The organism is Mesorhizobium sp. A623, assembly GCF_054489405.1.
On record NZ_JBTMXB010000005.1, the window covers coordinates 1 to 14,190 of the forward strand.

The 14,190-nt window shown below is 64.2% G+C and carries 11 protein-coding genes; 6 read left to right on the forward strand and 5 right to left on the reverse strand.

Annotation, left to right across the window (positions count from 1 at the left end; all coding sequences use genetic code 11):
• Positions 1-134 precede the first annotated feature (134 nt).
• Entirely contained in the window at positions 135-1,337 is a 1,203-nt protein-coding gene (locus ACX3P1_RS06785; RefSeq protein ID WP_459078801.1) for a 2-aminoethylphosphonate--pyruvate transaminase, read from the reverse strand.
• A 150-nt stretch (positions 1,338-1,487) separates the two neighbouring features.
• Here ACX3P1_RS06785 and ACX3P1_RS06790 point away from each other — a divergent pair, with 150 nt between their 5' ends.
• The gene (locus ACX3P1_RS06790; protein WP_459078802.1) at positions 1,488-2,360 is read left to right on the forward strand and encodes a LysR substrate-binding domain-containing protein; all 873 of its coding nucleotides are present in this window, start codon (positions 1,488-1,490) and stop codon (positions 2,358-2,360) included.
• 91 nt (positions 2,361-2,451) lie between these two features.
• Positions 2,452-3,633, forward strand: coding sequence for an MFS transporter (locus ACX3P1_RS06795; RefSeq protein ID WP_459078803.1), 1,182 nt, complete (start codon positions 2,452-2,454; stop codon positions 3,631-3,633).
• A 5-nt stretch (positions 3,634-3,638) separates the two neighbouring features.
• Here the strand turns inward: ACX3P1_RS06795 and ACX3P1_RS06800 are convergent, their stop codons facing one another.
• The 3 genes from ACX3P1_RS06800 to ACX3P1_RS06810 all read right to left on the reverse strand — a co-directional run bounded on the left by ACX3P1_RS06800 (position 3,639) and on the right by ACX3P1_RS06810 (position 8,204).
• Positions 3,639-3,797, reverse strand: coding sequence for a DUF3309 family protein (locus ACX3P1_RS06800; protein ID WP_459078804.1), 159 nt, complete (start codon positions 3,795-3,797; stop codon positions 3,639-3,641).
• Positions 3,798-3,909: 112 nt separating this feature from the next.
• Positions 3,910-7,068, reverse strand: a complete 3,159-nt coding sequence (locus ACX3P1_RS06805) for an efflux RND transporter permease subunit (protein WP_459078805.1) — start codon at positions 7,066-7,068, stop codon at positions 3,910-3,912.
• A 2-nt stretch (positions 7,069-7,070) separates the two neighbouring features.
• Entirely contained in the window at positions 7,071-8,204 is a 1,134-nt protein-coding gene (locus ACX3P1_RS06810) for an efflux RND transporter periplasmic adaptor subunit (RefSeq protein ID WP_459078806.1), read from the reverse strand.
• A 433-nt stretch (positions 8,205-8,637) separates the two neighbouring features.
• Here ACX3P1_RS06810 and ACX3P1_RS06815 point away from each other — a divergent pair, with 433 nt between their 5' ends.
• The 4 genes from ACX3P1_RS06815 (at position 8,638) to ftsZ (ending at position 13,812) form a co-directional block, all read left to right on the forward strand.
• Positions 8,638-9,642 (forward strand): iron ABC transporter substrate-binding protein, encoded by a 1,005-nt coding sequence (locus ACX3P1_RS06815; protein WP_459078807.1) that lies wholly within the window; start codon positions 8,638-8,640, stop codon positions 9,640-9,642.
• 246 nt (positions 9,643-9,888) lie between these two features.
• Positions 9,889-11,487 (forward strand): ABC transporter permease, encoded by a 1,599-nt coding sequence (locus ACX3P1_RS06820; RefSeq protein ID WP_459079020.1) that lies wholly within the window; start codon positions 9,889-9,891, stop codon positions 11,485-11,487.
• The gene (locus tag ACX3P1_RS06825) at positions 11,484-12,566 is read left to right on the forward strand and encodes an ABC transporter ATP-binding protein (RefSeq protein WP_459078808.1); all 1,083 of its coding nucleotides are present in this window, start codon (positions 11,484-11,486) and stop codon (positions 12,564-12,566) included. The genes ACX3P1_RS06820 and ACX3P1_RS06825 overlap by 4 nt, the downstream gene beginning before the upstream one ends.
• A 265-nt stretch (positions 12,567-12,831) precedes the next feature.
• On the forward strand, positions 12,832-13,812 hold the full coding sequence (gene ftsZ, locus ACX3P1_RS06830; RefSeq protein ID WP_459078809.1) for a cell division protein FtsZ: 981 nt from the start codon (positions 12,832-12,834) through the stop codon (positions 13,810-13,812).
• 80 nt (positions 13,813-13,892) lie between these two features.
• Here ftsZ and ACX3P1_RS06835 read toward each other — a convergent pair whose 3' ends face one another.
• Positions 13,893-14,078, reverse strand: coding sequence for a hypothetical protein (locus ACX3P1_RS06835; protein ID WP_459078810.1), 186 nt, complete (start codon positions 14,076-14,078; stop codon positions 13,893-13,895).
• Positions 14,079-14,190: the final 112 nt, after the last annotated feature.

Consider the following 14,190-nt stretch of genomic DNA (forward strand, 5'->3'; position numbering starts at 1 on the left):
TAGGCCGGCTCGCAGCCGTCCAGGCAGATCGCAATCGCCGGCACGCGCGGCCAAGGATAATCGCGCCCATTGACGGAAACAGTGACAGGGGACATCTGGTTCATGGGAAAAAATCCTTGTTCAGTAAGACGGCGTCAAGCTGCGAGCTTGGCTCGTTCGGCAATGGCGGCAGCGGGAGGGGTTGCGGTGTCGACGCCCATCTCGGCGAGCGAGGCGGCGGCGGCCTCGACTACGCGGCGCATGACATGTTCGTCCATGCGGCCGATGCAGCCGACACGAAAACTGTCCACCACGGTCAGCTTGCCCGGATAGATGATGAAGCCTTTGTCCTTCATCAACTCGTAGAAGCGCGAAAAGACGAAGCTTTCATGCGCCGGGCAGAAAAAGGTGACGATGATCGGCGACAGCCACCGGTCGGACAAAAGCGTCTCGAAACCCAATTCGCGCATCCCGGCCACGAGCACGTCGCGGTTCCTCATATAGCGCGCGCCGCGCGCGGCAACGCCGCCCTCGGCCTCGTGCATCTTCAAGGCTTCGAGGAAAGCGGCAACGACATGCGTCGGCGGCGTGAAGCGCCACTGGCCTGTCTTTTCCATGGTTGCCCATTGCGCGTGGATATCGAGGCTGAGCGAATGGCTGTTGCCCTTGGCGGCTTCCAGTTCGGTCTTCTTGGCGATGACGAAGCCGAAGCCTGGAACGCCCTCGATGCACTTGTTGGCCGAGGAGACCATCGCCTCGTAGCGAATGTCGCCGACTTCCAGCGGAACGGCCCCGAAGGCGCTCATGGAATCAACCAGCAGCTTGCGGCCCCTGGCATAGGTCGCTTCGGAAATCTCGGCGACCGGGTTGAGGATGCCGGAACTGGTTTCGCAATGGATCGCCAGCACATGGGTGATCGCCGGGTCGGCGTCGAGCGCCGCACCGACCTCGTCGCCGCGTGGCGGCAGGTAATCGCCCTTGTCGATCAGCGTATAGGCGCGGCCGAGCACTTGCATCGTCTGGGCGGCGCGCAGGCCGTAGGCGCCGTTGGCCAGCACCAGCACCTTGCCGTCCTTCGGCACGAAGGAACCCAGCATCGCTTCGACGCAGTAGGAGCCGCTGCCCTGGATCGGCACGCAGTCATATTCGTTTTTCGTATCGCCGATGAGGGCGAGCAGGCCACGACGGAGATCGGCGGTCATGGCGCGGAAATCGGCATCCCACGAACCCCAGTCGCGCAGCATTGCCTGCTTGACCGAATAGGCGGTAGTCAGCGGCCCTGGTGTCAGCAGATAGGGCTCGCCCAGCGCCGGCGGCTCGAAACCTTCAGGCGCTGCGGTTGACGTGTCGGCCGCCATGGTCTGTTCTCCGAATGAATTTCTTCTCCACCCTTATCGCCCCGCAAGAAGTATTCGTGAAATCGTTATTTTGTATCCATCGATAAGTTTGGCGTATAGTATGAGGACCAGCGAGCCTTCGCTTCGCATCATCAATCGGGTGGAACAGCCATGCGCTACGTACAGCTTCGGGCCTTTCACTACGTCGCCATAACCGGCGGGTTCTCGCGGGCAGCGGAAGAATTGTTCCTGACCCAGCCGGCGATTTCCGACCAGGTTCGCAAGCTGGAGGAAGAGTATGACATTCTGTTATTCAACCGGCAGCGCAAGCAGGTCACGCTGACGCCGGCCGGCGAAAAGCTGCTGGCGATCACGTTGCGCATGTTCGATACCGAAAGCCAGGCGCTGGAACTGCTGTCGGAATCGCGGGCGCTGCGGGCCGGCACGCTGCGCATCGTCGCCGACGCGGCGCACCACGTCCTGCACATCATGGGCGAGTTCCGCGACAAGTACCCCGGCGTCAAGGTCACGATCCGGGCCGGCAATACCGAGACGGTGATCGAGAGCCTGTACAGCTATAATGCCGATATCGGCGTGCTGGGCGATCTGCCTTCGGGCCGCGACTTCGAGGTCATCAAGCTGAACTCGTCGCCCATCATCGCCTTTGCCGCCGCCGGCCATGCTGCCACCCAGCGCAAGCTTCTGTCCTTTGCCGATCTGGTCTCCCTGCCGCTGGTGATGCGCGAGCGCGGCTCGCGGACGCGCAAGAAGCTGGAGGAGGGCGCGGTCGCCGCCGGCGTCGAACTGAAACCGTCCATCGAGGCGGAGGGGCGCGAAGCCGTGCGCGAGATCGTCGCCTCGGGTGCTGGCATCGGCTTCGTTTCGGAGGCCGAGTTCGGCAACGATTCGCGGCTGGAAAAAATCCCGATCGACGGCCCGCCCATGCTGATGGACGAGGCGCTGGTGTGCCTCGCTGAGCGCAGCCACGGCAAGACCATGCGTGCGTTCCTCGACATTGCGCGCTCGTTTTCGCACGAACACTGATGGGATCGAGCAAGACAAGAGGTCACGCTTGACTTCGAACTGAACCGATTTAGGTTCCGGCTCGATTCCAGCCTTTGATCGGACACCCATCATGGATGCGCCCAACGCCATTCAAATCGCCTATCGCGGCCGCTGGGCAGTCGCGACCATGTTCCTGGCCAACGGCTTCATCACCGGCAGTTGGGCCCCGCAAATTCCCGTCTTGCTGACCCGTCTCGACATCAGCAAGGGAACGCTCGGCCTGCTGATTCTCCTGTTCGGCGCGGGCGCGGTGGGGGCCATGACATGGTGCGGCCACCTGATCGAGCGCCACGGATCGCGGACCGTCCTGCGCTGGTTCGCCGTCTTCGCCAGCTTCGGCCTGCTCGTCGTGGCAGCGGCTTCCAGTCTGCCGCTGGCCGCACTCGCCATGGTCTTCTTCGGCGGTACGATCGGCGGCATGGACGTCGCCATGAACGCCAACGCGGTGGCTGTCGAACGAAAACTCTCCCGCGCCATCATGTCTTCCTCGCACGGTTTCTGGAGCCTTGGTGGTTTTGCCGGCGGTGCGGCGGGCGGCTTCGCCATCCAGCATTTCGGCCATCTCGCGCATGCGGCCGCGGTCACGCTTGTCGCTGTCGTTGCCATCCTTGTCGCCATGCGCATGCTCGTCGGCGAGGACAAGCCGGCCGTGCGGGCCCACACCAAATTCACGCTGCCGAAAAATCCCGCCATCTACCTCGTCGGCGTCATGGCGCTGCTGTCGATGATCCCGGAAGGGGCGGTGCTCGATTGGTCGGCGCTTTATCTGCGCCAGGAACTCGGCACCAACATCGCCACCGCAGGCCTCGCCTACGCCGCCTTTTCGGGCGTCATGGCGCTGATGCGCTTCCTCGGTGACGGCGTTCGAAACCGTTTCGGTTCCGTCACGACATTGCGCGTTTCGGCGTTGGTGGCGGCGGCGGGCATGCTGGTCGCGGGCCTGTCACCTTCACCCTGGCTGGCGATCCTCGCCTTCGCCTTTTGCGGGTTCGGCATCGCCAACATGGTGCCGATTGCCTTTTCCGCCGCGGGCAACCAGACCGGCATGTCGTCGGGCACAGGCCTGAGCGTGGTCACCACCATGGGCTATTGCGGCATCCTGGTGGTGCCGTCGGCCATCGGCTTCATCGCCGAGCGCACCGGCTTCGGCCCGATCTTCATCGTTCTGTCAGGCTTGCTGGTTGTCGTTTCCCTGATGGCGGGGCTGGCGCGCGGCGCCGACTTCAAGCCACCGCTCATGCCGTCCGAGTAGAGCGCTCACATCCGGCCGACCAGAACCAGCGTCAGAACCGCGACCAGACTGACGACCACGACGCTGAAGGGGCCATAGCCCCACGCGCGGGAATGACGCCAGGTCGGTACCGTGCCGATGAGCGCGGCGATCAACGCCACGATAACAATCGTGCTGAGTGTCATCAACGTTTCTCGCCTCAAGCGCTTCGGTTTATCCAGAATGAAAAAGCCGCCCGGTTGTTCCGGACGGCCTTCAGATTCATGAATGGTGACGGGGAATGGCGGCGGGATGCGCCTATTCCGCCGGCTTCGGCAAGGCTCCCGCAGGCGCTTCGGCGGTCGTCGCCTTGTCCTCTTTGCCGCGCCGCCAAAGCCTGCTCCACCAACTGCGATGCTGGCCGGGTTGTACCTTGGCGCGGGTAAACACCATCAGCATCGACGGCGTCACGATCAGCGTGAGAATGGTGGCGAAGGACAGGCCGAAAACGATGGCCGAGGACAGCGAGATCCACCATTGCGTCGAGGGCGCATTGATCGTCGTCTCGTGGTGGAAGATTTCCAGCCCGAGCCCGAAGGCAATCGGCAGCACGCCGAGAATGGCCGACACCGCCGTCAGCACCACCGGGCGGGCGCGCTCGCGGCAGGTTTGAAGCACGGCTTCGGTCCTGTCCCAGCCCTCTTCGCGCAGCCGGTCATAGGTATCGATCAAAACGATGTTGTTGTTGACCACGACGCCGGCCAGCGCGATCACGCCGATGCCCGACATGACGATGCCGAAGGTTTCGCCGGTAATCAGCAGGCCCAAAAACACGCCGATCGTTGCCATGACCACACAGGACAGCACCAGCCAGACGCTGGTGAATTTGTTGAACTGCGCCAGAAGCACGATGAAGATCAGGAAGATCGCCGCCCCGAACGCTTTCGACAGGAAGGCGGAAGCCTCCGCGCTGTCTTCGTTGGAGCCGGCGAGCTTCCAGCGCGTGCCGCTGCCGAGGTCCATTTCGGATATGGCCTTGGTGACGTCCTGCTGGACGACGGCGACCTGCTTGTCGGCGGCGACGTTGGCCTGCACCACCACGGTGCGCGCGCCATCGATGCGGTTCAGCGTGCCGACGCGCTGTTCGGGCTTGCGCACGACGAAGTTCGAGATCGGCACCGCGCCCTGGCTGGTCTGCACGCGCAATTCGTCCAGCGTCGACAGCGTGCGCTGGTCCTCCGGCAGGCGAAGCCGGATATCGACGGCGTCGTCAGCACCGGCTGGCCGGTATTCGGAAAGCTTCAGGCCGGTCGTCACCAGTTGCACCACCGTGCCGACGGAACTGGGGCTGATGCCGTATTGCGCCGCCTTGGCGCGGTCGACATTGAGCGCCCAATCGACGCCGGGCGGCGGCAGGCCGTCGGAAACATCGATGACGCCCGGAACCTTGGCGATGCGCGCCGCGACCTCGCGCGCCCTGTCGTTCAGGCCGGCCGGATCGACGGCGGACAGCCGCACCTGGATCGGCTTGCCGGTCGGCGGACCGGCGTCCGGCACCCGCACCTCGACGTCGATGCCCGGAAGCCCGGCCATGACCTTGCGCAGATCGTCGAGAATCTGGTTGGCCGGCTTGCGCTCGCGCCAGTCGACGAACTCGTACTGGATGACGCCGACCACATCCTCGGGGATATCCGCGCCGCCGCCCTGGGTCTTGCCGACGCGCGTATAGACCGACTTGACGCCCGGCCAGCCCAGCAGCCGGCTTTCCGCCTCCTTCGTCGCCGCATCCATCTCGGCCAGCGAGAGGTTGCCGCGCGCATGCACATAGAGCAGGCCGTAATCCGGCTCGACGCTGGGGAAGAATTCTACGCCGGCGCCGTACTTGGAATAGGAGAACTGCACGCCGACAAGCAGCACGACGGTCAGCACCAGCACCGTCTTCGGGAAATGCACCGCCTGTTTGACGACCGCCATGTACCAGCCGTCGCGGTGGTCGCTTTCGTGCTGCGCCGGAGCCTTGGCGAACATTGCGCCCAGCGTCGGCGCGAACACCAGCGCATAGAGCATCGAGGCGGCGAGCGTCACGATCAGCGTGATCGGCAGGTATTTCATGAAGTCGCCGATGATGCCCGGCCAGAACAACAGCGGCGAGAACGCCGCGATGCGTGTCATCGTGGCCGCGATCACCGGGCCGGCCATGCGCTTGGCGGCCAGTTCGAAGGCTTCTTCCTTCGCCATGCCCTCGCCCATGCGGCGCTCGGCAAATTCGGTGACGATGATGGCGTCGTCGACCAGCATGCCGACCGCCAGGATGAGGCTGAACAGCACGATCATGTTGATGGTGTAGCCCATCATGGTCAGCGCCAGGATGCCGATCAGGAACGATGACGGGATGGCAAGGCCGATCAGCAGCGAGGCGCGCCCCGACAGCGCGTAGAGAATGACGATGAACACCAGGATCACGGCGATCATGACGTGGTTCTGGAGGTCGCCGAGCAACTGGTTGACGAACACCGACTTGTCTTGCGTGTAGGTCACCTCGACGCCCTGCGGCATGGTCTTCACGAACGTGTCGGCTACCGTCTTCACCTGCGCGATCGTGTCGATCAGGTTCGCGCCGATGCGCTTCTTGACCTCGATGGCGATGGCCGGCTTGCCGTCGAGCCGCGTGGTCGTCTCGGCATCCTTGAAGGTGGAGCGGATCGTGGCGATGTCCTTGGCCTGCACCACGGCATTCGGGCCGGTCACGATCGGAAGATTGGCGACGTCTTCCGGCGTCTCGATCAGCGACGGCACTTTCACGGCATATTTGCCCTGCGAGCCTTCCATATTGCCCGCAGCCACGAGATCGTTGGAAGCCGCCACCCCCTGGATCATCTGGTCGAGTTGCAAGCCGTAGGAAGACAGCTTTACCGGGTCGATGACGACCTCGACGAGATCGTCGCGCGCGCCCTGCAGCGCGCCTTCCAGCACGCCGGGCACTTCCTCGATGCGGTCGCGCAATTCGCGCGCCGCCGCCGTCAGCGCGCGCTCGGGCACCTGGCCCGAAAGCGTCACCACCAGTACCGGAAATTCGGAGATGTTAATCTCGCTGACCGTCGGCTCCTCGGCCGCCTGCGGCAGGTCGGCCTTGGCGTCCGAAACCTTGGAGCGCGTATCCTGCAGGGCCGTCGCCAGGTCGACGGAAGGCTGGAACTCGACCAGCACGTAGCCGCCGCCCTGGAACGCCGCGGAGCGCATCTCCTTCAGGCCCTTGAGGTTCTTCAGCTTGGATTCCATCGGCCGAAGCAGCAGGCGCTCGGAATCTTCCGGCGAAATGCCCTGATAGATGAGGCTGACATACATCATCGGGATCGGCACGTCCGGCTCGGCTTCCTTCGGCACCGACTGATAGGCGAGCGCGCCCGCGATCACGAGGAACAGCAGGACGGAGATGGTGAGCCGCGAATTGCGGATCGCGAGTTTGACGATGTCCATGACTATTGAGTCCCGGCAGTCACTTCGCCGACAAGCTTCTTGATGGTTTCCTGGTCGGCCTCGACCGGCTTGACGACCTCGCCCTCCGTCACCAGTTCCTGCCCGGCGACGATGACCCTGGCGTCGGCCGGAATTCCGGCAAGCACAAGGCCCTTGGTCGTGTCGTCGATGAGATCGATCGGGAAGAACACCACCTTGTCGTCCTTGTCGACGGCGCGAATGCCGAGATCGCCCGCACCGCTCAGCGTCACGACCGAGCGGGGCAGCATGATGGCGTCAGTGGGGGCGGCCCTCAACGTGATTTCGGCGGTCATGCCGGCGGGAATGGCACCATCGGCGTTCGGGACGGCGATCTCGACGCGGAACGTGCGGGTCGCCGCCGAAGCATCGCGGCTGATATAGCGCAACGTACCCTTGACCGTTTCGCCGTTGACGAGGCGCACATCGGCCTTGTCGCCGGTCTTGATGAAACGCAAATCGCGTTCGCTGATCTCGCCCCGCGCTATGATCGGATCGAGCGCAAGGACGGTCGCGACCTCGCCGCCCTGCATGACGGCGCTGCCGAGTTCGACCGGCACGCGGTCGACAATGCCGTCGAACGGAGCCTTCACCTCGTTGCGGTCCAGTTCGGCCTGTGCCGTGCGCAGTTCGGACTGGGCGGAAGTCAGGTTGGAGCGCGCGGTATCGAGTTGCAGCTTGGGCAGATTGCCCGACTTCGCCAGCCGCTCGGCGGCACCCAGTTCGGCCTGCCGCTGCACGAGCAATTGCTTGGCGTTGTCCACGGCGGAAATCTTGTCCTCGGCATCGAGCATAAGGATCAGATCGCCCGCCTTGACGCGCTGCCCCTGCCTGACCGGCAGCTTGGCGATGACGCCGGCGGCCCGTGTCGCCAGCACCGCGCGCTTGTCGGCTTCCGTCAGGCCTGAAATGCGGATGGCGCGTGCGTGCATGCTTCGCGGCGGCGCTACTACCGCAACGGTGCGAAGCGGAGCCTTGGGCTGTTCGGCTTGCGCCGGCTTCGGCTTTTCAGCGACGGTGGCGCTGCCGACCGACGAGAATTCGCCCGTCGCCATCCACGCGGCGAAGACGATGAGCACAATAATGGCGGCAAGCTTGTGAAATCTGAATTTCGGCATTGTCGTCTTTCCGGGTGAGGAGCCTCGGCCGACCGCCCCTTGGTTCGGTGCGCGCTTCATATGGGGTTGTACGCGCTCCGTTCAAATCGTCGTGACCAACGGAGCGCGCCTTCTACAGGAAAGGCGCGGCCTGAAACAGTCAGAAAAGTTGATCGGATCGCACCGCGAAACCGTGCGGCGCGCTTGGAACGCATTCCGTTCGCGCGCATGACGCTGTTTTTTCTTGCATTTCGGGACGGCAGCCCGGCGTTTTGCGGGAAAGCGCCGATGATTGCGCGACATGGCAGCAGCCGTCAGCAGAGTCTATCGCGTCAGTTCCACGGCAAGTTCGCCGGGATGAGCAGGCGGCCAACCAAGCTCCTAATAATCTTGACTAAATAGTTCATGTATTTATAGGTGCGACGGCATCCTTCCCAATGTTCTGGAGAAACCCATGAAGTCCATTCTTTCCGCCATGGCCGGCGCTGCCGTTCTTGCCGGGCTCGCTGCCTTCCCAGCGCTCGCGCAGGACGATGGCATCGTGGTCTATAATGCCCAGCATGATAGCCTGGCCAAGGAATGGGCCGAGGGCTTCACCAAGGAAACCGGCATCGCGGTCACGCTGCGCAATGGCGGCGACAGCGAATTCTCCAACCAGATCGTCGCCGAAGGCGCTTCGTCGCCCGCCGACGTGTTCCTGACCGAAAACTCGCCGGCCATGGTGCTGGTCGAAAGTGCCGGCCTGTTCGCGCCGCTAGAGGCCGACACGCTGGCGCTAGTTCCGGAGCAGTTCCGCCCGGCCACCGGCGCGTGGACCGGCATCGCCGCCCGCAGCACCGTGTTTGCCTACAACAAGACCAAGTTGACCGCCGACCAGCTGCCAAAGTCGCTGCTCGACCTCGCCAATCCGGACTGGAAAGGCCGCTGGGCGGCCTCGCCTTCCGGCGCGGATTTCCAGGCCATCGTCAGCGCCCTGCTTGAACTCAAGGGCGAACAGGCCACGGTCGACTGGCTGAAGGCGATGAAGGAGAATTTCACCGCCTACAAGGGTAACGGCACGGTGATGAAGGCGGTCAATGCCGGCGAGATCGATGGCGGCGTCATCTATCACTATTACTGGTTCGGCGATCAGGCCAAGACCGGCGAAAACAGCAAGAACGTCGAACTGCACTATTTCAAGAACGAGGATCCGGGCGCGTTCGTCTCGATTTCCGGCGGCGGCGTGCTGGCTTCCAGCAAGCATCCGAAGGAGGCGCAGGCCTTCGTCAAGTGGATCGCCGGCAAGGGCGGCCAGGATATCCTGAAGAACGGAACGTCTTATGAGTATGCGGTCGGCAACGGCGCGGAGTCCAATCCGAAGCTAGTCCCGCTTGCCGACCTGCAGGCTCCCAAGGTCGAACCGTCGAAGCTGAACTCGAAGAAGGTCTCCGATCTGATGACGGCCGCCGGCTTGCTTTAGCCGCGGTTCGTCCTAAAAGAGCAACCATCCAGGCTCCCGCGGGCATTGTCCGCGGGAGCCTTAAAACATGTCTCTCGAAAGTGGGCACCGGTTTCGGGACAAAGACATGCGAAAATCAAAGAGCTGACGTGTCGGGCGATTCTGATTGATCGCGACACGCGTTAGCGTTTCGAAATGGCATTCGCCGATGACAACAAGCCAGCCTTTCGGCCCAAGGACAGCCTTGCGCACGGTGCGTTTCGCCTGATGCGGCCAGCGCTCGATCAAGCGCCCGATCAGGCGGATGGAGCCGTGCTGGCCGCCGGGTTTCCGATGCGCTCCGGCCGTGGGCTGAAGCTGTCGTGGATCACGCTTATTGCCGTCGGCGTTTCCGTCTTTACGCTGCTGCCGCTTGGCTTCGTGATCGTCGTCGCAGTCCAGAGCGGATGGGAGACGGTATCCGCGCTGGTGTTCCGGCCACGCGTCGGCGAACTTCTGGTCAACACCATCTTGCTCACCGCCCTTACCGTGCCGATCTGCATCGTGCTGTCGGTGGCGCTGGCGTGGCTGACCGAGCGCAGCGACCTGCCCGGCGCTCGCTGGTGGGCATGGCTGTCGGTCGCGCCGCTGGCGGTTCCGGCCTTCGTTCATTCCTATGCGTGGGTCACGCTGGTGCCCGGCCTGCACGGACTGGGAGCCGGCGTGCTCATTTCGGTGATCGCCTATTTCCCCTTCCTCTATCTACCGATATCAGCCTCGCTGCGCCGGCTCGACCCGGCGCTGGAGGATGCCGCCGCCGCACTCGGCCAGGCGCCGTGGCGCGTGTTCCTGCGTGTGGTGCTGCCGCAGCTTCGGCTTGCCATCTGCGGCGGTTCGCTGCTGGTTGGCCTGCATCTTCTGGCCGAGTATGGTCTGTTCGTGTTCATCCGCTTCGATACGTTCACGACGGCCATCGTCGACCAGTTCCAGTCGACCTTCAACGGGCCGGCAGCCAATATGCTGGCCGGCGTGCTGGTGACGTGCTGCCTCGTGCTTCTGGCGATCGAGGTGCTGGTGCGCGGCGAGGAACGGTATGCCCGCGTCGGCTCGGGCGCGGCACGGTTGCTTCCACGCACAAGGCTCGGGCGGGCGTCCCTGCCTTGCCTGCTTTTGATGGCAGGGGTTGCGGTTATGTCGCTGGGCGTGCCGTTCATGACGATCGGGCGATGGCTGGTGGCCGGGGGCGTCGAGGTGTGGCGCATCGACGAGATCGGCCTGGCGCTCGGCCAGACGCTTTTCCTGGCCGTCGCGGGCGGCCTTTTGGCCACCGTCGCCGCCATTCCGATGGCGTGGCTGTCGATCCGCGCGCCGGGACCGCTGCAGCGCGTGCTGGAAGGGTGCAATTATATCGTCGGCTCGCTTCCGGGCGTCGTCATCGCGCTGGCGCTGGTGACGATCACGGTGCGCGTCGCGCTGCCGCTCTACCAGACACTGTTCACCATCGTCGTTGCCTATGCGCTGATGTTCCTGCCGCGCGCGCTGATTTCGCTGCGCGCATCGATCGCGCAGGCACCGATAGAACTGGAGCGCGCGGCGGCCAATCTCGGCCGCGGCCCGCTCAATGCCCTGTGGTCGACCACGATCCGGCTTTCGGCGCCGGGCGCGGCCGCCGGCATGGCGCTGGTGGCGCTCGGCATCATGAACGAGTTGACGGCCACGCAGATGCTGGCGCCCAATGGCACCCGCACGCTGGCGCTGGCGTTCTGGGCCTATAGCGGCGAGATCGACTATGCCGCCGCCGCGCCCTACGCGGCGATCATGGTGGCTGCATCCATGCCGCTGACATGGCTGCTTTACGTCCAATCGAAGCGGATGGCCGGACGATGAGCTTTCTAGAATTCCACGCCATTCACAAGCGCTACGGGCCGGTCGAGGCCCTTGCCGGCATCGAGCTTGGCGTTGCAGCCGGCAGCCGCACCGCAATCGTCGGGCCGTCCGGCTGCGGCAAGACGACCTTGCTGCGGCTGATCGCGGGGTTCGAAGCCCCCGATGAAGGGCGCATCGTGCTGGACGGCGAAGTGCTGGCGGAAAACGGAGCCGCCGTGCCGGCGCATTTGCGTGGCATCGGGCTGGTGGCGCAGGACGGCGCGCTGTTTCCGCATCTGACCATTGCCGACAATATCGGTTTCGGCATGCGTCGGCGCGAGGCCGGCCGCGATGCCCGCATTCGCGAACTTGCCTACATTGTCGGGCTGGACAAGGCGATCCTGAAGCGGCGGCCGCATGAGCTTTCCGGCGGCCAGCAGCAGCGCGTGGCGCTGGCGCGCGCCATGGCCTGCAAGCCGCGCCTGATGCTGCTCGACGAGCCGTTTTCGGCGCTCGATACCGGCCTTCGGGTTTCGATGCGCAAGGTGGTTGCCGAATTGCTGGAAGCGGCCGGCATCGCCACCATCCTGGTGACGCACGATCAGGCCGAAGCGCTGTCTTTCGCCGACCAGGTTGCCGTCATGCGGGACGGCAAGTTCTCGCAAGTGGGCAGCCCGCGCGACCTGTATCTGAGGCCCCGGAACCGGATGGTCGCCGAATTCCTTGGCGATGCCATCATCCTGCCTGCCGGCCTTTCCGGCGGCTTTGCCCAATGCACGCTTGGCCGCATCGCAGTGGACATCCGGGAAACGCGCGAAAATGCCCGCATCATGCTGCGGCCCGAGCAACTGATGTTGAAGCGAACGTCGCGCGAAGGCATGTCGGGTACGCCGGACATGCTGTTCGGCGAGGTGACTGCCCTCGAATTCGGCGGGCCGAACTGCATGGTGGCGGTGCGCCTGATGAACAGCCCCGAGCCGCCGGACGCCGCCGCCATCGGCAATACGCCGCTCATCCTGCGCAAGCCCGGCATGGAGGCGCCGTCGGTGGGCGAGATCGTGCGGATCAGCGTGACCGGCACGGCGCATGTATTCGACTGACGCATGATCCCGAAAAGCGGGAGCCGCTTTTCAGTCGAGATACTGCTCGAAGACAAATACACCGGCGTGGTCGAGTGACCGGCAAGACCCACTGACCCATAGAAAGGGCCGGCGGGCGGCGGCGAAAAGTACTTCGCACTTGCACGACGGTGCGCCCTCTGATTCCTTGCGCCAAAGCTGTGCCGATGCGATTCGCACGCCTGCGATCCAGCCGGGCGAGAAACGCCTTTGGCCTGGCGCCGGTTTCTCAAGGGGATTTCCAGTCATGAACACCAAGCCCAGACCGGAGATTTCCGAGATGCGGCCCAAGATTTCCGTGATCGGAGTGGGCGGCGGTGGCGGCAATGCGGTCAACAACATGATCGCCAAGGACCTGCAAGGCGCGGAGTTCATCGTCGCCAATACGGACGCGCAGGCGCTTACCATGTCCAAGGCGACGCGGCTCATCCAGTTAGGCGTGCATGTGACCGAGGGTCTTGGCGCGGGGTCCCTGCCGGAGGTAGGGCAGGCGGCGGCGCTGGAATCGATCGACGAGATCATGGATCATCTGTCGGGCACCCACATGTGCTTCGTGACCGCAGGCATGGGCGGCGGCACCGGCACCGGAGCCGCCCCGGTGATCGCCAAGGCCGCGCGGGAAGCGGGCATATTGACGGTGGCCATCGTCACCAAGCCGTTCGCCTTCGAAGGCAAGCGGCGCATGCAGTCGGCCGAGCTGGGCATCGAGCGGCTGCGCGAAAGCGTCGATACCGTCATCGTCATCCCCAACCAGAACCTGTTCAGGATCGCCGACTCCAAGACGACATTCGCCGATGCTTTCGCCATGGCCGACAACGTCCTCTATGCGGGCGTCGGCTGCATTACCGACCTCATCGTCAAGGAAGGGCTTATCAATCTCGATTTCGCCGACGTGAAGTCGGTGATGCGCGACATGGGCCGCGCCATGATGGGCACCGGCGAGGCCACGGGCGAGGGGCGGGCCAAGCAGGCCGCCGAGGCGGCGATCGCCAATCCGCTGCTGGACGAGGCCTCGATGATGGGCGCCAAGGGCGTGCTCGTCTCGATATCGGGCGGCCTGGACATGACGCTGTTCGAGGTGGACGAGGCCGCCACCCGCATCCGCGAGGAAGTGGATGCCGATGCCGACATCATCGTCGGCGCCATCTTCGACAAGTCGCTCGAAGGCAAGTTCCGCGTTTCGGTGGTTGCGACCGGGTTGCGGCAGGAACCCCAGATCCTTTCCTGAACCGCCTTGCGGGACGGCAAGGCTGGGCGCAACGCGCCGTTCCAGGAACGAAAGGCGCGGCCGCGGCCGCGCCAGCCCGGTCAGCTAGCCTCGTCGGCCAGCGTGTTCTCGATTGCCGAGATGTTCAATTCCAGCTGGGCGACGCGCTGAAGCGTGCTCTGGCTTGGCAGGCCCGCCGACTGCGCGGCGGCGATCAGCAAGCCTTTCTGCTCGTCGCGCAGGCGCTTGGAGAGGGCGTCGAGTTTGGTTCGCTGATCCGATTTCATCTGTTGCCTATAAACCACCGCGCCTGAGGGCTCAAGACGCCTTGGCCTGCTTGCAGGGTGGTTTCCACCCCGCGCTCCAGAAAAAGGGGAGGCCACGTTCGCGGCCTCCCCT

What these genes read in the sequence shown, in the direction of transcription:
- ACX3P1_RS06785 (WP_459078801.1), bottom strand. Translation starts at nt 1,337, where the DNA reads ATGGCGGCCGACACGTCAACCGCAGCGCCTGAAGGTTTCGAGCCGCCG.
- ACX3P1_RS06790 (WP_459078802.1), top strand. Translation starts at nt 1,488, where the DNA reads ATGCGCTACGTACAGCTTCGGGCCTTTCACTACGTCGCCATAACCGGC.
- ACX3P1_RS06795 (WP_459078803.1), top strand. Translation starts at nt 2,452, where the DNA reads ATGGATGCGCCCAACGCCATTCAAATCGCCTATCGCGGCCGCTGGGCA.
- ACX3P1_RS06800 (WP_459078804.1), bottom strand. Translation starts at nt 3,797, where the DNA reads ATGACACTCAGCACGATTGTTATCGTGGCGTTGATCGCCGCGCTCATC.
- ACX3P1_RS06805 (WP_459078805.1), bottom strand. Translation starts at nt 7,068, where the DNA reads ATGGACATCGTCAAACTCGCGATCCGCAATTCGCGGCTCACCATCTCC.
- ACX3P1_RS06810 (WP_459078806.1), bottom strand. Translation starts at nt 8,204, where the DNA reads ATGCCGAAATTCAGATTTCACAAGCTTGCCGCCATTATTGTGCTCATC.
- ACX3P1_RS06815 (WP_459078807.1), top strand. Translation starts at nt 8,638, where the DNA reads ATGAAGTCCATTCTTTCCGCCATGGCCGGCGCTGCCGTTCTTGCCGGG.
- ACX3P1_RS06820 (WP_459079020.1), top strand. Translation starts at nt 9,889, where the DNA reads ATGCGGCCAGCGCTCGATCAAGCGCCCGATCAGGCGGATGGAGCCGTG.
- ACX3P1_RS06825 (WP_459078808.1), top strand. Translation starts at nt 11,484, where the DNA reads ATGAGCTTTCTAGAATTCCACGCCATTCACAAGCGCTACGGGCCGGTC.
- ftsZ (WP_459078809.1), top strand. Translation starts at nt 12,832, where the DNA reads ATGAACACCAAGCCCAGACCGGAGATTTCCGAGATGCGGCCCAAGATT.
- ACX3P1_RS06835 (WP_459078810.1), bottom strand. Translation starts at nt 14,078, where the DNA reads ATGAAATCGGATCAGCGAACCAAACTCGACGCCCTCTCCAAGCGCCTG.